Here is a 20767-nt window from a genome sequence, read left to right on the forward strand (position 1 = left end):
CGAAGCTCCTTTCTGGTGGAAAAATCGTTCAGACGGCCTGCGCCGGCGTGGCGCCGTGTCTCGCCGCCGCTTTGACGAGGCGATGAATCTCCGGACGGCACGATCCGCATCCGGTTCCGGCGCGCGTCGCGCGGCCGATGGAGTCGACGCTCGGCGCGGCGTCTCGCGCGATGGCCGCCTCGATCTCCTTGGCGCCGACGCCATGGCAGATGCAGATCGCGCCGCCGCGGTCGGCCTGCGCGGCCGGTCCTCCGGCGAGCAGGCGAAAGGCCGGCTGCGCGTCGTCGAATCCGTCGACGAGAAAGTCGCGCGCCGCCGCGACCGGCTGTGTCGAAGCGATCAGCAATCCCTGCGCGCGCCCGTTGCGCGTCGCGACGAAGCGGCAGGCGCCGCGCGCGCGATCCTCGGCGCTGGCGATGACGTCGTCGTCCCGCCAACCGAGCAGCGCCTGCGTGAAGCCGCGCAGATCCGGCGGGGCTTTCAATCGCGCGAGTGCGATGCGCCAGCCGAAACGCGTGCGCGCGAGCGCCCAGTAATCGGCGGCAATGGACGTGGGCTTCTCTCGCGTCAGCGCAAAGGCGAACCATTGCGCCGGGAACGGCACGACCGTGACGCGCGCTTCTTTCAATCCCGGCTGTCCGGAGACGGGGTCGGTCGCCGCGCCGACGAGCGCGTCGACGCGCGCGGCGCTCGCCAGCAGTCCCGTCCAATGAAAGGGCGCGAACACCGCGCCGCGGCGCTGGCGCTCGGTGACGAGCGCGCGCAGCACCACGGCGCCGCGCGCGTTGGAGAGGCGCACGAGACTCGCCGGCGCGATGCGCAGCGCCTCGGCGTCCGCCGGATGGATCTCGACGAAAGGCTCGGCGATATGGCGCGAGAGGCGCGGGGAGACGCCGGTTCGCGTCATCGTATGCCACTGATCGCGAATGCGGCCCGTGTTGAGCACAAAGGGCGTGTGCTGCTCATGCGGCGCAGGAGCGACATAGGGCGTCGCGACGAGGCGCGCGCGGCGATCGGGCGTGAAGAATCCACCGCGACCGAAAAAGCGCTTCGCCTCGCTCGACTTGCGCGCGCCCTTGCGGCTCGGCCATTGAAAGGGCGCGAGGCGGTCATAGTCGGCCTGCGTCGCCTCCTCATGAACGGAAATGTCGAAGTCGCGCGCGCCGTGGTTGAGGCGGCCCGAAAGCGCGGCATATTCGCGGAAGATGTCGGCGGGCGTTTGGTAGTCGAAGCCTTCGAAGCCCATCAGCGTCGCGACGCGGCAGATGATGCGCCAATCGGGCAGCGATTCCCCGACGCCCTTGCGCAGCGCGCGTTGACGTGAGATGCGCCGCTCCGAATTGGTGACGGTTCCGTCCTTCTCGCTCCAGGCCTGCGCCGGCAGCACGACCGATGCGAGCGCCGTCGTGTCCGTGTGCTCCATCGCGTCGGAGACGACGACGAAGGGACAGGCGGCGAGCGCCGCGCGCACGACATCGGCCTGCGGCAGGCTGACCGCCGGATTGGCGCCGATGATCCAGATTGCGCGCACGCGTCCGTCGCGCACGGCGTCGAACATTTCGACGGCCTTGAGGCCCGGCCTGTCGGCGATCGTCGGCGCGCGCCAATGGCTCTGCACGATGGCGCGATGATGCGGATCATCGAGCTCCATATGACAGGCGAGCTGATTGGCGAGACCGCCGACCTCGCGTCCGCCCATCGCATTGGGCTGGCCGGTGACCGAGAAAGGGCCGCTGCCCGGCTTGCCGATGCGCCCGGTGAAGAGATGGCAATTGAGAATGGCGTTGACCTTGTCGGTTCCATGCACCGATTGATTGACGCCCTGCGAATAGACGGTGACGACACGCTCGCGCGTCGCGAACAACGCGTAGAGCGCTTCGATCTCGCTGGCCACGACGCCTGTCGCGCGAGCCACATCGCCGATGCTCCACGGCTTCGCCGCCGCGAGCGCCGTCTCGACGCCGCTCGTATGACGCGCGACATAGTCGTGATCGCAGGCGCCGACGCGATCGAGATAAGTCAGCAGACCGAGGAACAGCGCGACATCCGAGCCCGGCGCGAGCGCAAGATGCGCGTCGCAGAGCTCGCTGGTCGCGGTGCGGCGCGGATCGATGTCGATGATGCGCAGGTCGGGCCGACGCGCCTTGGCCGCCTCGAGCCGCTGATAGAGCACCGGATGGCACCAGGCGAGATTGGAGCCGACCAGCAGCACGAGATCGGCGGTCTCCAGATCTTCATAGACATTGGGCACGACATCGGCGCCGAAGGCGCGCTTATGGCCGGCGACGGAAGAGGCCATGCAGAGGCGCGAGTTGGTGTCGATATTGGCCGAGCCGATGAAGCCTTTCATCAGTCTGTTGGCGACATAATAATCCTCCGTCAGCATCTGGCCCGAGACATAGAAGGCGACGGCATCCGGTCCATGTGCGGCGATGGTCTCGCGAAAGCGGTCGGCGACGAGGCGGAGCGCCGTCTCCCAATCGGCGCGCGCGCCATTGACCTTCGGATGGAGCAGGCGACCTTCCTCTGTGAGCGTCTCGGCGAGCGCCGCGCCTTTGACGCACAGCCTGCCGAAATTGGCCGGATGCTCGTCGTCGCCGCAAATCTCGATCGCGCCGGTCGGCGAGACGAGCGCTTTCACGCCGCATCCGGTGCCGCAATAGGGGCAGGTGGTGCGAATGACTTTCTGCGTTGCGTTCATGGGACGACCGCCGCTCCCATCTCGATATAGACACGGCCCTTTAAGAGCTTGACCGGAAAGCGGCGGGCGCAGCCGTGATCGGCGCCGAGCGCTTCGCCGCTGTCGAGATCGATGACCCAATTGTGCAGCGGACAGGCGACCTTGCGCCCATGCACAATGCCTTCGCTCAAAGGTCCGCCGCGATGCGGGCAACGATTCTCCAGCGCGAACACTTCGTCGCCCGCGGTGCGGAACACCGCGATGTCGCGCCGCGGCGTGCGCACGATGCGCGCGCCGCGTTGCGGGATTTGCTCGAGCGGGCCGATGTCGAACCAGTCACGATCGGTCATGGCGCGCCTCACTCCGCGGCTATGCGAGAGATGGACGAAAGAGTGGCGATCGGCGCGAATTCCTTGGCGTCGAGTCCCGCCACGCGCTCGGCCCAGGGGTCCTTGCGCACGGCGCGCTGCGAGACGAGGAAGCGCTCATAGAGCGCCTTGCGCGCGGCATGATCCTCCATGATCATTTTGCGCACACGCTCGAGCCCGGTCTTCTCCACCCATTTGTAGAGGCGGTCGAGATAGGCGGCCTCCTCGCGATAGAGCTGCATGACCGCGGCGACATGCTCCAGCGCCTCCTCCTCGGTGTCGACATGGCCGAGGAGGTCGGTGGCGCGCACATGCAGTCCGGCGGCGCCGGCGATGTGAATGTCATAGCCGGACTCGACACAGACGACGCCGATGTCCTTCACCGTCGCCTCGGCGCAATTGCGCGGACAGCCGGAGACCGCGAGCTTCATTTTCGCTGGCGTCCACGAGCCGCACAAAAGCCGCTCGAGCTTGACGCCGAGCGCTGTGGAATCCTGCGTGCCGAAGCGGCACCACTCCTTGCCGACGCAGGTCTTCACCGTGCGCAGGCCCTTGGCGTAGGCGTGACCAGAGACGAGCCCGGCGGCGTTGAGCTGCGCCCAGACCGCGGGGAGATCCTCCTTCTTCACGCCGAGCAGATCGATGCGCTGCCCGCCCGTGACCTTCACTGTGGGAATATGGAAGCGATCGGCGACATCGGCGATGGCGCGCAGCTCTGCGGGAGTGGTGAGGCCGCCCCACATGCGCGGCACGACGGAGAAGGTTCCGTCCTTTTGAATGTTGGCGTGCACGCGCTCATTGACGAAGCGCGATTGCGCGTCGTCGCGATAGTCGCGCGGGAAAGCGCAGAGCAGATAGTAATTGAGCGCCGGCCGGCAGGAGGGACAGCCGCAGGATGTCTTCCAGCCGAGCTCCTGCATCACAGCCGGCATGGACTTCAGCTCTCTGGCGACGATGAAGCCGCGCACCTCCTCATGAGTGAGATCGGTGCATTTGCACATCGGCTTGCGCGTCGCGCCGCTATAGGCGTCGCCGAGCGTCGCGGCGATCAGCGTCTCGACCTTCGCCGTGCATTGCCCGCAGGAGGCCGAGGCCTTCGTCTCGACCCTCACTTCCTCGAGCGTCGTGACGCCGCGTGCGATCGCCGCGACGATCGTTCCCTTGCACACGCCGTTGCAGCCGCAGATTTCTGCATCATCCGGCAAGGCTGCAACGGCCGCCATAGGGTCCGCCTGGGCGCCTCCTGAAAACGCCTCGCCGAAGATCAGCGTGTCGCGCATGGCCGCGATATCTGTCTCCTTCTTCAGGAGATCGAACAGCCAGGGTCCGTCCTCTGTGTCGCCATAGAGCACCACGCCCTTGACGCGATTGTCGCGCAGCACGATGCGCTTGTAGACGCCGCGCGCCGGATCGCGCAGCACGATCTCGTCGTCGTCCTCGCCTTGCGAGAAATCGCCGGCCGAGAACAGATCGATGCCTGAGACCTTGAGGCGGGTCGAAGTGATCGAGCCGCGATAGACGGCCGTCTCGTCTCCGCAGAGGCGCGCGGCGACGATCTTCGCCATCTCGAACAAAGGCGCGACGAGTCCGTAGCAGGTTCCGCGATGCTCGACGCATTCGCCGACCGCGAACACATGCGGATCGCTCGTGGACATGGCGTCGTCGACGATGACGCCGCGCTCGACATGGAGGCCCGCCGCTTCGGCGAGGCGCGCGTTCGGCCTTATGCCGACCGCCATCACCACCATGTCGCAAGCGATGACGTCTCCGCCCTCGAGCGCGACGCCCTCGACCTTCGCGTGGCCGAGGATGGCTCGGGTCTCGGCGCCCGTCAGCACTTCTATGCCGCGCTTCTCGATCGCTTTCTGCAGCAGATAGCCGGACGACGGATCGAGCTGGCGCTCCATCAGCGTCGGCATGAGATGCACGACCGTGACGTCGAGGCCCTTGGCTCGGAGACCCGCCGCCGCCTCGAGCCCCAACAGTCCGCCGCCGATCACCACGGCGCGGCCGCCACGCTTCGCCTGGCGCAGCATCGCGTCGACATCGTCGAGATCGCGGAAGGCGACGACGCCGGGGAGATGCGCGCCGGGAACAGAAAGCGCGATCGGCGTGGAGCCGGTCGCGATCAGCAGCTCGTCATAGCTTTCGCAATGGCCCGAGACGGTCGTGACCGTCCTGGCGGCGCGATCGATCGCCACCACCGTCTCGCCTTTGAAGAGCGTGACATTGTTGCGCCGATACCATTGCTCGTCGTGAATGACGATCTCGTCGTAATCCTTCTCGCCGGCGAGCACCGACGAGAGCAGAATGCGATTGTAGTTGACGCGCGGCTCGGCGCCGAATGTCACGATCTGAAATCGCTTCGCGTCGCGCTCGAGCAATTCCTCCAGCACGCGCCCTGCGGCCATGCCATTGCCGATGACGACGAGCTTGCGGGAAGCGTCCATTTTCTCCGATGCAGCCATGATCCGACTCTGTTGGACAGCCTGTCGGCTCCGTCACAGGTCGCACGCGCTTTCGAGAGTTCGGAACGTCAAGACGACCGAAGCGGCGCAGCGCTTCTGTGACAGAGCCCGGCTGTGGGCTCGTGCCGGCGAACCGGCGGTCGTCGTTGACCGCGCCTATCGTTGCAGCTTTCGGGCCAATTTGCGCGCCGAATCGATTGTCGTGTGAATGCAGAGTTCTGAGCGTTTGTCGCGGCATAGGCGTCAGCGCTGCGGCGCTGATCGTTTGGGCGCCTCTGCCTAGTGTCTGACTGATCCGCGCAAGAAATGCGCGCAGGGCGGGCCGTCATTGCGAGGAACGTAGCGAAGCAATCCAGAGCCGCCGTCCCGCGGCTCTGGATTGCTTCGCTACGCTCGCAATGACGGCTGCTGTTGTCGTTCGGGTCAGACTCGTCGCCCGATCGCGAAGCCGGCGAGATAATCGGCGATGTCGCGGCCGTCGAGCGGCGCGCCGGCGAAGGCGCCGATGTCGCCCGGCGTCGGCGCGCCGCCGACGGCGGCGTCGAAGAGATCGGGGCGCCACACGTTCGTCGCCTGCCGCTCGACGCTCTCTGAATGGCGCGTCTGGCCCCAGCGCAGCATTTGCGCGTAAATCCATTCGGCCTGCCACGGCTGCGGCCGCATGGCGTCGCCGATCACGAGATAATTTGCGGCGGATCGCTCGCGCGTCGCGCCGATGCGCAGCCGGCCTTCGAGCACGCGGCGGATCATCGCGGCGTCGACGCCGACATATTCCGGTCGCGCCAATAATCGCGCCGCCTCGTCGAGTCCATCGGCGCCCTCGATATGCTGCGCGCCCTTCACCACTGCGCGGATCAGAGCCGCGGCGACATCGGCAGTCTCTTCGACTGCATTCTCGCGCAGGGCCAGAACCTTCTCCGGCGCGCGCTGAAAAATATCGCAGCCGAAATGCAGAATGGCGCCCACCCCGGCCTCGACCGCGACCGCGCTCCAGGGCGCGCCGACGCAGAAGCCGTCGAGCTGACCGCGCGCCAGATTTTCCACCATATAGGGAGGCGGCAGCACCACGAGCCGCACATCCTCGTCGGGATCGAGACCGCCTTCCGCCAGCCAATAGCGCAGCTGATAATTGTGCATGGAGAAGGGGAAGGTCATGCCAAAGGTCAGGGGCTCGTCGCCGCGGCGCTTGCGCTGCGCGACGACGGCGGCGAGAGTGCGCGCGCTGCTGGCGGGATCGGCGATCTCGCCCGCGGCGGCGATCTCGGCGTACAGCGCGGGCGAGACGGTGATCGCATTGCCATTGGTCGCCATGACGAGCGGAGCGACCAGCGGCACTCGTACATGGCCGAGGCCGAGGCTCGACGCCACCGCCATCGGCGAGAGCAGATGAGCAGCGTCGAACAAGCCGATTGCGAGCTTATCGCGCATGTTCGCCCATGAAACTTCGCGGACGAGCTCGACCTCGAGCCCTTCGGCGGTGGCGAAGCCTTTCTCGACCGCGACGAGCAGGGCCGCCGCGTCGACGAGAGGGATGAAGCCGATTCGCACGCGCGTCGCGCTCATTTGAACATCTCCGCGGCCGTGATGAGCGAGCGGGCGATGTCGACGAGCTTCTTGTTCTCGCGCATCGCGGCGCTGCGCATCATCTTATAGGCTTCGTCCTCGGTGAGCTTCTTGGCCTTCATCAATATGCCCTTGGCGCGCTCGATCGTCTTGCGCTCATCGAGATCGGATTTGGCGCGCTCCAGCTCCTCGCGCAGCCGGCTGAAGGCGCGAAAGCGCGAGACGCAGAGCTCGAGGATCGGCTTGATCCGTTCCTTCTTCAGCCCGTCCACGATATAGGCGGAAACGCCGGCCTCGACCGAGGCTTCGATCGAGGCCGTATCGCTCTGGTCGACGAACATGGCGATCGGCCGGCGCACGACGCGACTCACCTGGAACATCTGCTCCAGCGTGTCGCGTGAAGGGTTTTCGAGATCGATGAGAATGACGTCCGGATCGAGCGCATAGATGCGCTTGAGCAGATTATGGGTCTCGCCGATGCGTTCGACATCGGTGAAGCCGGCCTCGCGCAGTCCTTCGTCGAGAATGACCGCGCGCACCGGATTTTCGTCGACGATGACGATCCTCAATGTTCTGTCGTCCGGTTCTGCGGCGGCGTCGACAGTCGACGACGCGCGCAGGTCGCGCTCGCGCCCATTTCTATATCTTGAAGCGCAGGGCCATGCCAGCCTGCCAGTTCTTCGACAATTGCGGGCCGCTGAGATTTTGATAGACGGTCGGGCCGCCCTCGATTGCGAGGCTCACATTGTCGAGGCCGATGAATTTTCCGCTGATGGTCGCGCCGCCGAACAGCTCGATGCGCTGACCGCCGTAGAACACGGGATTGGCGGCCGGCGCCTTGCCGGCGATGAGCGGATCATAGCCGCGAATCGGCCCCTGCAGCGAGGCGTTGACGCGCAAGGTCGTGGTGAGGCCGGGAATCCAGCTATAGCCGCCCCAGCCGTCGAATGTGTGCAGGTCGCCATAGAGATAGCCTTCCGGATTGGCGGCGAGCGGCAGGCGGGCGCGATAGGAGACGCCCCATGACCATTTGTCGAGATGGCCGGCGTAGACGACGCCGGGCATGATGTCGAAGGTTCCGGAGCCGATCTGCATCGCATAGAAGGCCCGGCTCGTCAGATAGCTCCCATCCGCTTGCAGCAAGGTGAAGTCGTGCTGATCGCTCCCGGTCGGAAACGACAGGCCGAGATTGATTTGGATCCGATGCACGGGATCCGAATAGACGCGATAGATCGCCGATGCGGTGGCGTCGGCGAAGCCGCCGGTTCCCGTGTAGCTCTGTCCGAGGCGCGTCGCGCCGCTCGGCCCTTTGAAGGTCAGAAAGTCGAGATTCTTCTCGAGCATGCCGATCGTCATCACGATGGCGAGGTCCTTGGTGACGCCATAGGCGAGCGCGAGCGTCTGCGCGGCGATGAACGCGTTCTGCGGCACGCCGCGCAAGGTCTTCGTCGGGTCGAGACGCCAGGGCGTCGTCGTCACCACCTGCTCGGGCGAGACAGCGCTGGTTCCTTTCAGCAAAGTCGAGGCGTTGGCGAATTGCGGAATAATGGAGAGAACGAACTTGCCGGACGGCGGCATGTCGGCGCCGAAGACGCCGAGCGGCGCAGGCGGCGGCGCGGGCTCGAGGCTCGCCGTCGGCGCCTCGGCGGCGCGGGCGGCGCCGACGGCGAGCGCGAGAGCTGCGCAGGGGGCGGGATTCCGGATCAGTCTTTTCAGGGTCCTCGGATTTCTCATCTTTGCGGCGCTCGATTGCGATGCCCCAGTGGCCCGGGCTCGAGAAACAAAAAAGCCGCTGCCTGGAGTGGCGCGGCTGCGCCATCCAGATCAGCGGCATTGCGAGAGGCCCCTCGTTGGGCCGGGCGGCGCGAGACGCGCCTTTAGACGCTCCTTTTGCAGCAAAGATCACGCCAATGGCTGGGCCGACAAAACCACCTGCAAAAACAATCGTACAAGGGAGATGAGGAGTCGGCGCCTCGAAGCCTCATGCGAAAGCTCGGGCGCCGGGCGCCTAGCAAAAGAGCGGATTGCCCATGGACTCGGTTCTTGTCATCGTGAGAGCGTCGCGTTCAGAGCAGCTGCTCTCACGGATGACTTTTTTGCACGGGCGAGTCATAATTTCGTCCGTGTCTTCGGCGAAAGCCGGTAGCGACCTCGGCCGCTGTCGCGAGCAGGCCGTGGCGGATTGCCGCATGCGGCGGCCGCGCGCACGGTCGGCTCTGTCGGAGAAAGCATCCATGGCCGCGCAGATCCAACGGAAACAATATCCGGGATCGGGCCGCCGCGGCGCCTCGCCGAGGTCGCCAGCCCATTTACATCGTATCACGATCTGTTAGAAGCATCGTGTAACGATCTAGCTTCTTCTGGAACGCCTCCGCCGCGGCGGGGCTTTACCATGACGACCGAGCGACCGATCTCGCATGATCGGCGCAGGGCGGACGCCGCCCCGCGCTTGTTCCAGGGTCGCGCTCGCACAATGAGGAGCCGAAGCAATGAACGCGCTTGAACCCGAGCCCCCGCAAACCGCCCAGCCTCTCGTCGCGCTTCCGAAGACCGGCCTGGCCGGGCTCGTTCAGAACTGGCGCTCCGACCTCTTGTCCGGCTTCCTGGTCTTTCTGATCGCTCTGCCGTTGTGTCTCGGCATCGCCATGGCCTCGGGCTTTCCGCCACAGGCGGGCATCATCACCGCGATCATCGGTGGCCTCGTGGTGTCGCGGATCAACGGCTCCTTCGTGACGATCGCCGGCCCCGCGGCGGGGCTCATCGTCGTCATTCTCGCTTCCGTCCAGGAGCTCGGCAAGGGCGACGCGATGGCGGGCTATCGCTACACGCTCGCCGCCATCGTGTGCGCGAGCGTCATACAGACGCTGATGGGCGTCTTCAAAGCGGGCAAGCTCAGCGCCTTCTTCCCGTCGTCGGCGGTGCATGGAATGCTCGCGGCGATCGGCATCATCATCATGGCCAAGCAGATCCATGTGATGCTCGGCGTCAAGCCGCAGGCGGACAGCCTGTTCGGAACGATCGCAGCGATACCGAGCAGCCTCATCGATCCCAATCCGGAGATCGCCGTCGTCGGCGGGTTCGGCCTCGTGACGCTCATCATCTGGTCGGTGATCAAGAACCGCTACCTCAAGATGATCCCGGCGCCGCTGGTCGTCGTCCTGGTTGGAATGGCGCTCGGCAAATATTTCGACCTCGATCATCAGCACGTCTATCTGTTCCTGCCGCAGACGACCTTCCTGCCGCATCACGAGTTCACGATCGGTCCGAAGTTCCTGGTCTCCATTCCGGAGAATTTCCTCGCGGGCTTCGCCTTTCCGGACTTCTCGCTGATCCGTCATTCCGAGTTCTGGGTTCAGGTGGTGACGATCTGTCTCGTCGGCAGCCTCGAGAGCCTGCTGAGCGCCGCGGCGGTCGACAAGCTCGATCCCTTCAAGCGCAGTTCCGATCTCAACCGCGACCTCGCCGCGGTCGGCGTCGGCAATATCATCGCCGGCATGGTCGGCGGATTGCCGATGATCGCGGAGATCGTGCGCAGCTCCGCCAATGTGAGCTATGGCGCGCGCACCGGCTGGGCGAATTTTGCGCATGGCGCGTTCCTGCTGATCTTCGTGGCGCTGTTTCCGCGGCTCATCCATGAGATTCCGCTGGCTTCGCTCGCGGCTCTGCTGGTCTTCACCGGATATCGCCTCGCCTCGCCGAACGAGTTCCGCAAGACTCTCGAGATCGGCTATGAGCAGCTCGTGGTGTTTCTCATCACCATCGTCGGCGTGCTGGCCACCGATCTGCTGATCGGCGTCGGCATCGGCATCGCGACCGAATTCCTCATCCATCTGTGGCGCGGCATTCGCTGGCGCGAGGTGTTCAAGATCGACATCCACATCGAGGAGCGTGAGCCCGGCGTCTATCATGTGCAGATCGGCGGCGCCGCCTATTTCGTCAACTTCCTGCTTCTGAAGAATGACCTCTCGTCGATCCCGGAAGGCAAGACCGTCGTCATCGATATGTCGGATGCGGCCACCATCGACCACACGGTGATGGAATATCTGCATCACTATTGTGACGACTATCGGCGAACCGGCGGCCGCGCCTTGCTGTCGGGTCTCGATCAGCATGTGCCGGCGTCCAACCATCCGCTCGCTGCCCGCAAGAGAATGGAGCCGGGCCGGTAATCGAGCTCGAGCAGAACGCGAGATGCGCGCCGGCGTGACGCCGGCGCGCCGACGAGAGAAAACGGGAAGGTTGGACCGCGATGCAGTTGCTGGTCTTATTGACATCGACACTCGGGCTGTTCGCGACGGGCGCCTATGCGGTCGTCGCCCGCGCGCGGACGGACATTGGCGCTCGCGTCTATCGAATATCCGCGGCGCTGTGCTTCGTCTCTTTTCTCACGGCGGTCTCGGCGCTCACCGCCGAGCCGCAGCTCGCATCTGCGCCGCTCGGCCTGCCCTGGATCGGAATGCATTTCCGGCTCGATTCGCTGAGCGCCTTCTTCGTCGCGATCATCGATCTCGGCGGCGTCGCGGCCAGCGTCTATGCGATCGGATATGGCGCGCACGAAAAGGAGCCGGCGCGGGTGCTGCCGTTTTTCTGCGCCTTTCTCGCGGCGATGAATGCGGTGCTCCTGGCCGATGACGCATTCGTCTTTCTGGTCGCCTGGGAGCTCATGTCGCTCACCTCCTGGGCGCTCGTGCTCGCGCATCATGAAGCGGAGGAGAATCGCAGCGCGAGCTTCATCTATCTGGTGATGGCGAGCTTCGGGACGCTGGCTCTGCTGATGGCCTTCGGTCTGCTCGCCGGATCGGTCGGCGGCTATGAGTTCTCCACCATTCGCACGGCGACGCATGCGCCTTGGATCGCCGGCGTCGCTCTGGCGCTGATGATCCTCGGCGCGGGCTCGAAGGCCGGCCTCGCGCCTCTGCATGTGTGGCTCCCGCTCGCGCATCCCGCGGCGCCGAGCCATGTCTCCGCTCTCATGAGCGGCGTGATGACCAAAGTGGCGATCTACGGCTTCATTCGCGTCGTGTTCGATCTTCTCGGCCCGCCGGCCTATTGGTGGAGCATTCCCTTGCTCGTGCTCGGCGCGGCCTCGGCCGTGCTCGGCGTGCTCTATCTCACGGTCGAGAGCGATCTCAAGAAGCTGCTCGCCTACAGCACGATCGAGAACATCGGCATCGTCTTCGTCGCGCTCGGCCTCGCGCTGGCGTTCAAGTCGCAAGGCGTTCCGCTGGTGGCGGCGCTCGCCTTCACGGCGGCGCTCTATCACGCCCTGAACCATTCCTTGTTCAAGAGCCTGCTGTTCTTCGTCGCCGGCGCGGTGCAAGGCGCGACTGGCGAGCGCAACATCGAGCGCCTCGGCGGTCTCATCCACAAGATGCCGCGCACCGCCTTCGTGGCGCTCGGCGGCGTCATCGCCATCTCGGCGCTGCCGCCGCTCAACGGCTTCGTGTCGGAATGGCTCGTGTTCCAGTCGATCCTTCTCAGCCCATCGCTGCCGCAGTGGAGCCTCAAGCTCATCATCGCGGCCGTGGGCGGAGCGCTCGCGCTCAGCGCGGCCTTGTGCGCCGGCGGCTTCGTCCGCGCCTATGGCGTCGCGTTTCTCGGACGTCCGCGCAGCGAGCCCGCGACGGCGGCGACCGAAGCCGATGATTGGTCGCTCGGCGCCATGGCGGGGCTGCTGCTGGCCTGCCTGCTGGCCGGATTGCTGCCGAGCCTCGTGATCAGCGTGATCTCGCCGACGGTCATGTCGGTCATCGGCGCGCAGATGCCGACGCCCGGCGGCATGCCCTTTCTGTCGATCGCCCCGATCGCGGAGAGCCGCAGCTCCTATAACGGCGTCGTGCTGTTCATCTTCATCGTGTTCTCGGCTCTGCTCGCGGCGCGCGTCGTGCATCGCTTCGGCTCGCACGCATCGAAGAGGGGCCCCGCCTGGGACTGCGGTTATCCCGACCCCGCGCCGTCGACTCAATATACGGCGAGCAGCTTCAGCCAGCCGATCCGCCGCGTGTTCGCCAACGCCGTGTTCCTCGCGCGCGATTTCGTCGACATGCCCGCGCCGGGCGACACCCGGCCGGCGCGATTTACACTGAATATCACCGACCGCGTGATGGAGAACATCTATCGGCCGATCTCCGGAGGAGTGACGTTCTGCTCCACGCAGCTCGACAGATTCCATTCCCTTCCCATCCAGGGATATCTGATGCTCGTCTTCGTCGCGCTCATCGTTCTGCTTTCGGGGATCGCAATATGGCAATGATCCTGGCTCTCGCCGCGCAGGGCCTGCAGATGGCTTTCGTGCTGGCTCTCTCGCCGCTCCTCATCGGCTTCACACGAAAGGTGAAGGCGCGTCTGCTCCGCCGGCAGGGGCCGCCATTGCTGCAGCCCTATCGCGATCTCGTGAGGCTGATGCGCAAGGAGGTGATTCTCGCAGAGAACGCATCCTGGCTGTTCCGTGCGGCGCCCTATCTCATTTTCGCGACGACATGGGTCGCGACCGCTCTCACGCCGACCTTCGCCACGGGCCTCGCCTTCAGCTGGGCGGCCGATCTCATCGTCATCACGGCTCTACTCGGGAGCGCGCGACTGTTTCTCGCGCTCGCCGGAATGGATGTCGGCACGAGCTTCGGCGGCATCGGATCGAGCCGCGAGATTATGTTCGCATCCTTCGCCGAGCCGGCGATGCTGATGATCGTCTTCATCGTCTCGCTGATCGCCGGCTCGACGGAGCTGTCGGTCGTCGCCAATCATATGTTGTCGAGCTCAGAGCTGCCGGTGTCCTTCGCCTTCGCGTTGGTGGCGCTCGGCATTGTCGCGATCGCGGAGAATGGTCGTGTCCCCGTCGACAATCCGGCGACCCATCTCGAGCTGACGATGGTCCATGAGGCGATGGTGCTCGAATATTCGGGGCGCCATCTGGCCGTGGTCGAGCTCGCCGCGGCGATGAAGCTGCTGCTCTATGTCTCGCTGACCATCTGCATCTTCTTCCCATGGGGCCTAGCGCCTTATGAGGCCGGCGTCGGCGCCATGGCGGCGAGCGCGCTCGGCTATGTCGGCAAGGTGGCGGTAGCAGGCTTCTTGCTGGCCCTCTTCGAGGTGTCGACCGCGAAGATGCGGGTTTTCCGCGTGCCGAACTTCCTCGGCGCCGGCTTGATGCTCGGCCTGCTCGGGCTTCTGCTGCTGTTCGTCTCCCGGAGCCTGTGATGGATCATCTGGTTTTCGACGTCTCCCATCTGCTGGCAGGAAGCCTGGTCCTGCTGAGCTTCATGCTGCTCTATCAGGATCGTCTGACAGGCCTCATCAATGTCTTCGCGATTCAGGCTGTCGTTCTGTCGCTCGCGGTCGGCTGGCAGGCCTATGTCGAGCACGAGCCGCATCTCTATGTCACCGTGGCGATCGCGGTGATCTTCAAGGCGCTGGTCATTCCGCTCAGCCTCAAGAGGATCGTCGTTCGTCTGCGCATTCACCGCGACATCGAGATTGTCGGCGGCGTCGGCGTCACCATGCTGATCGGCATCGGCCTCGTGGCTCTGTCGCTCGTCGTGATTCTTCCGGCGACGACCTCGGCGGCGCCGCTCGCGCGCGAGGATGTCGCCTTCGCTCTGTCGGTCGTTCTTCTCGGCCTGCTGATGATGGTGACGCGGCGCAACGCCGTCAGCCAGGTCATCGGCTTCATGTCGCTCGAGAACGGGCTGATGCTCGCCGCGACGGGCGCCAAAGGCATGCCCCTCGTCGTCGAGATCAGCGTCGCCTTCTCCATTCTCGTCGCATTCATCGTCATCGGCGTGTTCCTCTTCCGTATTCGCGAACGTTTCGACACTGTCGACGTCACGGAGCTGGATCGCGCGCGTGGAGGCTATCGATGAGCTTCTTGATCGATCTGGCGCTCGTCTCCTTGCTGCTGACGCCGCTCGGAGCCGCCGTTTATCTCTCTTTCGTGTCGGACTATCAGCGCGGCGCGCGCATTAATGTCGCGGTCAGCGGAGCAGTGTTCGTCTGCGCGCTCCTGCTGCTCGTCGCCCGGCCGGAGCCCGGCTCATTCCTCTTCGTCGATGACCTCAACATCGTCTTCGTGGTTCTGTCGACCTTCATCGGCTTCACCACGGCGATGTTCAGCGCGAGCTACATCTCGCATGAGATCGAGTCCGGGAAGCTGACGCCTCCCTTCGTGCGATTCTATCATGCGATGTATCAGTCACTGATGTTCGCGATGAATCTCGGGCTGCTGGCGAATAATATCGGCCTCATGTGGGTCGCCGTCGAGCTGGCGACGCTGACGACAGTCCTGATGGTCGGCACCTATCGCACGCATGAGGCGCTCGAAGCGGCGTGGAAATATTTCATCCTCGGCAGCGTCGGCATCGCGCTCGCGCTGTTCGGCACCATCTTCGTCTACATGTCGGCCGAGCCGGTGATCGGCGAAGGCTATAATGCGATGGTCTGGACCTCGCTGTTGCAGCACGCCGCCGAGTTCAATCCGCATCTTCTCAATGTCGCCTTCGTGTTTCTCATGCTCGGCTATGGGACGAAGGTCGGCTTGGCGCCGATGCACGCCTGGCTGCCGGATGCGCATGCCGAAGGTCCGACGCCGATCTCGGCGGTGCTGTCGGGCCTTCTGCTCAATGTCGCGCTCTATGCGGTGCTGCGATACAAAATGCTGCTCTCGGCCAATCCCACCGCGATCGCGCCGGGAACGCTGATGATCGCGCTCGGCCTCGGATCGCTGATCTTCGCCGGCTTCTCTCTTTACTCCCGCAACGATGTGAAGCGGCTGTTCGCCTATTCCTCGATCGAGCACATGGGCATCATCACTTTCGCCTTCGGCATGGGCGGCCCGCTCGCCAATTTCGCCGGACTGCTGCATATGGCGATGCACAGCCTGACGAAATCCGCGATCTTCTTCGCCGTGGGTCACATCGCGCAGGTCAAGGGAACGCAGAAGATCGCCGATATTCGCGGCTTGACCGCCAGTCATCCGCTGCTCGGCTGGGGGCTCGTCGTCGGCGTCGTCGCCATCGCCGGGCTGCCGCCGCTCGGCGTGTTCATGAGCGAGTTTCTCGTCGTCACCTCGACCTTCGCGCGCGAGCCGCTGCTCGCCATTCCGCTCGTCTTCGGGCTGCTTCTGTCGTTCGGCGCGTTGCTGTTGCGTTTGACCGGGCTCGCCTTCGGCCCGCCCAGTGAGAGCGTCGGCGAGGTGCGCGCCTCGTTTCTGCCGCTGGTCCTGCATCTGACCCTGGTCCTCATCGCCGGTCTCTATCTTCCGCCGCGAATCGTCGACTGGTTTCAGAATGTGGCGCGTCTCCTCGGCTAGTCTTGAAGGAATGCTTCGATGGCGCTTGAAACCACAGAGCTGAAAGAGAGCATGTTCAGAGGCGATCCTGTCGCTCATGCGCGCGGCTGGCCGCGCCATGTCGTCGACCGCGCGACATGGCTCGAGATCGTCGTCGGGCTCGCGGAAGGGCAGGGGGATTTGCTCGGCCTCTGGTCGGACGGCGAGGCCGTGCATATGGCGGTGATGGAGCGGGCCGCCCGCGGGTTCGCGATCGTCACGCTCGAATGTCCCGACAAGAGCTATCCGTCGGTCGGTCGCCTGCATCCGCCGGCGTTGCGGCTGGAGCGGGCCATTCGCGACATCTATGGCGTCGAGGCGGAGGAGAGCCCCGATGCGCGGCGCTGGCTCGATCACGGACGATGGGGCGTGCGGCGGCCGGGCGCGGCGGCTCCGAGCACTGATGCGCCCAATATGGCCGACTCCTATGAGTTTCTCCCTGTGGAGGGCGCGGGGCTCCATCAAATTCCGGTCGGGCCGGTCCATGCCGGCATCATCGAGCCGGGCCATTTCCGTTTCACCGCCAATGGCGAATTGGTGGTGCGGCTCGAGGAGCGTCTCGGCTACACGCATAAGGGCGTCGAGACGCTGATGGCGGGCGCGACGCTGGCGCGCGGCGCGCGCCTCGCGGGACGCGTGTCCGGCGACAGCACGGTCGCCTATGCGATCGCCTTCGCCGGCGCGGTGGAGAGCGCGCTCGAGATGAAGGTTCCGCGTCGGGCGGTCTATCTTCGCGCGCTGATGGCGGAGCTCGAACGGCTCGCCAATCACTTCGGCGATATCGGCGCCATCTGCAACGACGCCGCTTTCGCTCTCATGAACGCGCATTGCGGCGTCGTCCGCGAGCGTTTCTTGCGCGCTAATCGCCAGTGCTTCGGTCATCGGCTGTTGATGGATCGCGTGACCATCGGCGGAGTGACGGCGGATGTGACGCCGGGCGCGCAAAATCAGCTGCGCAAGCTGGTCGAGGAGACGAAGGCGCTCGTGCCGCGGTTGATCGAGCTGTTCGGCGATACAACGTCGCTGCAGGATCGCACGGTCGGCACGGGACATGCGTCGAGCGAGCTGGTGAGCAAATTCGGTTGCGGAGGCGTTGTCGGACGAGCCTCGGGCCGCGCTTTCGACGCTCGGCGTACGCCCGGCTATGCGCCCTATGAGGAACTGTCCTTCACGCTCGGCGCATCGACCGAAGGCGACGTCGACGCGCGCGTTTGGGTGCGGTTCGACGAGGTGCGATCGTCGCTGAGCCTCGTCGAGCAGATTCTCGATATTCTGCCGGGGGGAGAGTGGAAGAACGAGGCGGTCCCCGCGCCGGGCGCCATGCGCGAAGGCGTGGCGCTCGTCGAAGGATTTCGCGGCGACATACTGGCCTGGGTGAGGATCGGCGCCGACGGGATGCTGGAGCGTTGTCAGCTGCGCGATCCGTCCTGGTTTCAATGGCCGCTGCTGGAAGCGGCGATCGAGCGCAACATCGTGGCGGACTTTCCGCTGCTCAACAAATCCTTCAACTGTTCCTATTCCGGAACCGATCTCTAGAGGGCCGCACGATGCTGAAGTTTCTGCTCCAGGGACTCGCGCTGTCCAGCCTGACCGAACGCGCTCCTCCGCCTGCCGACGATGCGATGGCCGAGCTCGCGTCGAGGCTCGAGTCCGCGTCGCGTCGCAAGCTCGGCCGCAGCCTGTCGATCCGCGAGGTGGATGCGGGATCGTGCAACGCGTGCGAGCTCGAGATCCATGCGTTGAACAATGCTTTCTACGATCTCGAGCGGTTCGGCCTGCGCTTCGTCGCGTCGCCGCGACACGCGGATGTGCTGCTCGTCACCGGGCCGATGACGAAGAACATGCGTGAGGCGGTCGAGCGCACCTATGCCGCGACGCCGGACCCGAAATGGGTTGTCGCTGTCGGAGATTGCGCGTGCAGCGGCGGACTCTATGCGGAGAGCTACGCCTGTGAAGGCGGCGTCGACAAGGTGATCCCCGTGGATCTGCATATTCGTGGTTGCCCGCCGGAGCCCGTCGCACTGCTCGAAGGGCTGATCGCCCTCGTCGAGGCCTGACGCTTCGGCGACGAATCGTCCAATGACTATTGCGTGGGCGATCCGTCCACGCGCCGATTTCGACGACGCTCGAGAGCCAAGACGCTCGAGCGAATGCATCGCGCCGCCTTGTTCGTCGTCGAGAAGAGGAGAGTAGGATGAGCAAGCTGGGACAAGCGAGTCTGATTGCCATGGCGCTCGGTTGCGCGGCCGCCGTAAATCCGGCGCCCGCCCATGCGCGAGACAGTGGAAGCGAGGATGTTCGCCGATTGATCGAGCGCTTGAACCGGCTGGAGGCCGACAATCGCGCATTGCGTGATCGCGTCAAAGGGCTGGAGACGACGACTCGGCGTCGTCGCGGGCGCAGGCAGGAGGAGTCGGATAAGCCGTCGTCCGAGACGGCTCGAGCGGGCGTCGGCCGCGCTCCTCATTCGGCGTCGCTTCCACCGGTCTTCATCGGCTTTCGTAACGGGCTCTTCGTCGAGAGCGAGGACAAGGCCTATAGTTTCAAGATCGGTGGACGTCTGTTGATCGACGGCGGCGGCTCCTCCATGCCGTTGACCGGACTTTCGGGAAATGTCGGCTTCAATCAGGCCTGGTTGCAGATCGAGGGCCGTGCGGCGCACATCTGGGAATATAAATTCGCCTATGAGTTCGCGCAGACGTCGTCGGTCGGAGGCGCCGCCGGCATCCGTGACGCCTATCTCGTGTTGAAGCATCCGGCGCTCACTCTGCCCTTCACGACCGAGCCGGTCGCGATCGAGGTCGGCAATCAATGGGAGCCGATGGGGCTCGAGCGCGCCACCGCGAAGACGACCATCGATTTTCTGGAACGCTCCCTCGCGACGGATGCATTCGGCGCGGCGCGACATATCGGCGCGTCGGCGCTCGCGCATGGCAGGAATTGGACGTTCAAGGCGGGCGTGTTCTCGACGAGCCCGGAAGACAAATCGCTGTCGCCTTCCGCGACGACGCCGGTTCCCTCTTGGGTCTCGCCGTCCGCAGGATGGGTCGCGACGGGCGGCTCGCAATATTTCGACATTTCGGCGCGCGCCACTTATGCGCCGATCCTCGAAGCCGATCGCATGATCCATCTCGGCGCGTCCGGACGCTATCATCAGCCGAATGGCGCCACCGCATCGAGCGACGACCGCGTGATGGCGCTCGGCTCCAACACCTTCATGGAGAGCAACACGCTTCGCACCAATCTGCTCGGCACGCCCGATCTTTCTTGCGGCGGCGTCTCCTTCGGCGGTCTCCCTGCGGTTTCCGGCAATTGCGTGCGCGACGTCATCGGATATGGCGCAGAATTCATGGCGGCCTATGGCCCGCTGTCGGTGCAGGCTGAATATCTCGGCGCCCATTATGATCGCCGCGCCGATCGGCTGGCGATGGCGCGAGCCGCAGGCAATTATGCGCCCGGCGGAACCTCGCTCGATTTCAACGGCTATTATGTCTATGGCATGTGGTACCTGACCGGAGAGTCGCGCGCCGCCACTTATTCGGTCTCGAATATCGCGGGACCAGCGACGTTCGGACCCATCCAGATCAAGCATCCGCTCAGCGCGGGCGGGTGGGGCGCATGGGCGCTCGGCGCGCGCTACAGCGCGCTCGATCTCAATAATGGGCCTTATCAGGGAAGCACATTCGCCAATCTGATCGCGCTCGCGCCGAACCCCGCGGCGCGGGCCGCCATCGCCAATTCGAGCGTCAATGGCGGTCGTGAGGAGGATGTCACGGTGGGCCTCAACTGGTATCCGGACGATGGCGTGCGCATCATGGCGAATTGGACGCGCGTCACCAGGCTCGTGGCGCCGTGGAACCGCCCTTATCTCGCCGGCGCGCATCCGAGCACATTCCTGGTGCGCACTCAAATCGCGTGGTGATGCATCGGAAGGGAAGCCTCGGTCTGGCGCCGTCCAGTCGAGCGCTTCCCCGTGTGGACGGCTGCGCCCGCCCAGCCGCGTCTCCGCCGCGCGCGGGGGCGCGGCTCGCCGACCGAACGGCTCTCCTCGACAGCGCCACTGCTCATAGAACGTCTTGCCCGATACGGCGGTTGTCGCCTGCGCAAGAACAATATCGCAGCAGCTGCAGGCGATGCAGCCGCGCCGGGAGCTCGGACATCAGACGCCATCGATGTTGCGCAGACGCAGGCGGCGCTGCTTTCGACATCGACCATCACGAGCGTCTCCGATGTGTCCGGCCAGCGTTTCGCGCGAGACGCGCTCGCTGTATAGAGAGACAGGGTCGGCGTCATTTGGTCAGCGGAAGCCGCGGCGCTTCTTAATTCTGACGACGCCGTCGGCGAATTCGTCTCCATGCTGAATTGT

The 20767-nt window shown here is 65.0% G+C and carries 14 protein-coding genes; 8 read left to right on the top strand and 6 right to left on the bottom strand.

From position 1 onward, the window contains the following. Positions 1–28 precede the first annotated feature (28 nt). The 6 genes from CQW49_RS19355 to CQW49_RS19380 form a co-directional block, all read right to left on the bottom strand. Positions 29–2701, bottom strand: a complete 2673-nt coding sequence (locus tag CQW49_RS19355) for a nitrate reductase (protein ID WP_003612545.1) — start codon at positions 2699–2701, stop codon at positions 29–31. Then, the gene (gene nirD / locus CQW49_RS19360) at positions 2698–3030 is read right to left on the bottom strand and encodes a nitrite reductase small subunit NirD (protein WP_003612544.1); all 333 of its coding nucleotides are present in this window, start codon (positions 3028–3030) and stop codon (positions 2698–2700) included. Before nirD ends, CQW49_RS19355 begins: the two co-directional genes overlap by 4 nt. Before the next feature lie 8 nt (positions 3031–3038). Next, positions 3039–5516, bottom strand: a complete 2478-nt coding sequence (nirB, locus tag CQW49_RS19365; protein ID WP_003612543.1) for a nitrite reductase large subunit NirB — start codon at positions 5514–5516, stop codon at positions 3039–3041. Positions 5517–5939: 423 nt separating this feature from the next. Beyond that, on the bottom strand, positions 5940–7079 hold the full coding sequence (locus CQW49_RS19370; protein ID WP_003612541.1) for a CmpA/NrtA family ABC transporter substrate-binding protein: 1140 nt from the start codon (positions 7077–7079) through the stop codon (positions 5940–5942). Then, positions 7076–7648, bottom strand: coding sequence for an ANTAR domain-containing response regulator (locus CQW49_RS19375; protein ID WP_003612539.1), 573 nt, complete (start codon positions 7646–7648; stop codon positions 7076–7078). The genes CQW49_RS19370 and CQW49_RS19375 overlap by 4 nt, the downstream gene beginning before the upstream one ends. A 70-nt stretch (positions 7649–7718) precedes the next feature. Then, positions 7719–8813 carry a hypothetical protein gene (locus tag CQW49_RS19380; protein ID WP_003612538.1) on the bottom strand — a complete coding sequence of 365 codons (1095 nt, stop codon included), beginning with the start codon at positions 8811–8813 and terminating at the stop codon, positions 7719–7721. A 755-nt stretch (positions 8814–9568) separates the two neighbouring features. On the opposite strand from CQW49_RS19380, the gene CQW49_RS19385 reads away from it, so the two are divergent. From CQW49_RS19385 to CQW49_RS19420, 8 genes are all read left to right on the top strand, one after another. Beyond that, positions 9569–11248, top strand: coding sequence for a SulP family inorganic anion transporter (locus CQW49_RS19385; protein ID WP_003612536.1), 1680 nt, complete (start codon positions 9569–9571; stop codon positions 11246–11248). An 80-nt stretch (positions 11249–11328) separates the two neighbouring features. Then, entirely contained in the window at positions 11329–13332 is a 2004-nt protein-coding gene (gene hyfB, locus CQW49_RS19390; protein ID WP_003612535.1) for a hydrogenase 4 subunit B, read from the top strand. After that, positions 13323–14276 carry a respiratory chain complex I subunit 1 family protein gene (locus CQW49_RS19395; RefSeq protein ID WP_003612533.1) on the top strand — a complete coding sequence of 318 codons (954 nt, stop codon included), beginning with the start codon at positions 13323–13325 and terminating at the stop codon, positions 14274–14276. Before hyfB ends, CQW49_RS19395 begins: the two co-directional genes overlap by 10 nt. After that, positions 14276–14938 carry a hypothetical protein gene (locus CQW49_RS19400; RefSeq protein ID WP_003612531.1) on the top strand — a complete coding sequence of 221 codons (663 nt, stop codon included), beginning with the start codon at positions 14276–14278 and terminating at the stop codon, positions 14936–14938. Before CQW49_RS19395 ends, CQW49_RS19400 begins: the two co-directional genes overlap by 1 nt. Next, a complete protein-coding gene (locus CQW49_RS19405) occupies positions 14935–16383 on the top strand; it encodes a hydrogenase 4 subunit F (protein WP_003612529.1) in 1449 nt (482 codons plus the stop codon). Before CQW49_RS19400 ends, CQW49_RS19405 begins: the two co-directional genes overlap by 4 nt. An 18-nt stretch (positions 16384–16401) precedes the next feature. Further along, the gene (locus CQW49_RS19410) at positions 16402–17937 is read left to right on the top strand and encodes a hydrogenase large subunit (RefSeq protein ID WP_003612527.1); all 1536 of its coding nucleotides are present in this window, start codon (positions 16402–16404) and stop codon (positions 17935–17937) included. 11 nt (positions 17938–17948) lie between these two features. After that, positions 17949–18458: an NADH-quinone oxidoreductase subunit B family protein gene (locus CQW49_RS19415; RefSeq protein WP_003612525.1), complete on the top strand. Its 510-nt coding sequence runs from the start codon at positions 17949–17951 to the stop codon at positions 18456–18458. 137 nt (positions 18459–18595) lie between these two features. Continuing rightward, positions 18596–20323, top strand: a complete 1728-nt coding sequence (locus tag CQW49_RS19420; protein ID WP_003612523.1) for an OprO/OprP family phosphate-selective porin — start codon at positions 18596–18598, stop codon at positions 20321–20323. Positions 20324–20767 lie beyond the last annotated feature (444 nt).

It is taken from the genome of Methylosinus trichosporium OB3b (genome assembly GCF_002752655.1).
Classification (GTDB): Bacteria; Pseudomonadota; Alphaproteobacteria; order Rhizobiales; family Beijerinckiaceae; genus Methylosinus; species Methylosinus trichosporium.

What these genes read in the sequence shown, in the direction of transcription:
- CQW49_RS19395 (WP_003612533.1), top strand. Translation starts at nt 13,323, where the DNA reads ATGGCAATGATCCTGGCTCTCGCCGCGCAGGGCCTGCAGATGGCTTTC.
- CQW49_RS19385 (WP_003612536.1), top strand. Translation starts at nt 9,569, where the DNA reads ATGAACGCGCTTGAACCCGAGCCCCCGCAAACCGCCCAGCCTCTCGTC.
- CQW49_RS19420 (WP_003612523.1), top strand. Translation starts at nt 18,596, where the DNA reads ATGAGCAAGCTGGGACAAGCGAGTCTGATTGCCATGGCGCTCGGTTGC.
- nirB (WP_003612543.1), bottom strand. Translation starts at nt 5,516, where the DNA reads ATGGCTGCATCGGAGAAAATGGACGCTTCCCGCAAGCTCGTCGTCATC.
- CQW49_RS19380 (WP_003612538.1), bottom strand. Translation starts at nt 8,813, where the DNA reads ATGAGAAATCCGAGGACCCTGAAAAGACTGATCCGGAATCCCGCCCCC.
- CQW49_RS19415 (WP_003612525.1), top strand. Translation starts at nt 17,949, where the DNA reads ATGCTGAAGTTTCTGCTCCAGGGACTCGCGCTGTCCAGCCTGACCGAA.
- nirD (WP_003612544.1), bottom strand. Translation starts at nt 3,030, where the DNA reads ATGACCGATCGTGACTGGTTCGACATCGGCCCGCTCGAGCAAATCCCG.
- CQW49_RS19370 (WP_003612541.1), bottom strand. Translation starts at nt 7,079, where the DNA reads ATGAGCGCGACGCGCGTGCGAATCGGCTTCATCCCTCTCGTCGACGCG.
- CQW49_RS19405 (WP_003612529.1), top strand. Translation starts at nt 14,935, where the DNA reads ATGAGCTTCTTGATCGATCTGGCGCTCGTCTCCTTGCTGCTGACGCCG.
- CQW49_RS19355 (WP_003612545.1), bottom strand. Translation starts at nt 2,701, where the DNA reads ATGAACGCAACGCAGAAAGTCATTCGCACCACCTGCCCCTATTGCGGC.
- hyfB (WP_003612535.1), top strand. Translation starts at nt 11,329, where the DNA reads ATGCAGTTGCTGGTCTTATTGACATCGACACTCGGGCTGTTCGCGACG.
- CQW49_RS19400 (WP_003612531.1), top strand. Translation starts at nt 14,276, where the DNA reads ATGGATCATCTGGTTTTCGACGTCTCCCATCTGCTGGCAGGAAGCCTG.
- CQW49_RS19410 (WP_003612527.1), top strand. Translation starts at nt 16,402, where the DNA reads ATGGCGCTTGAAACCACAGAGCTGAAAGAGAGCATGTTCAGAGGCGAT.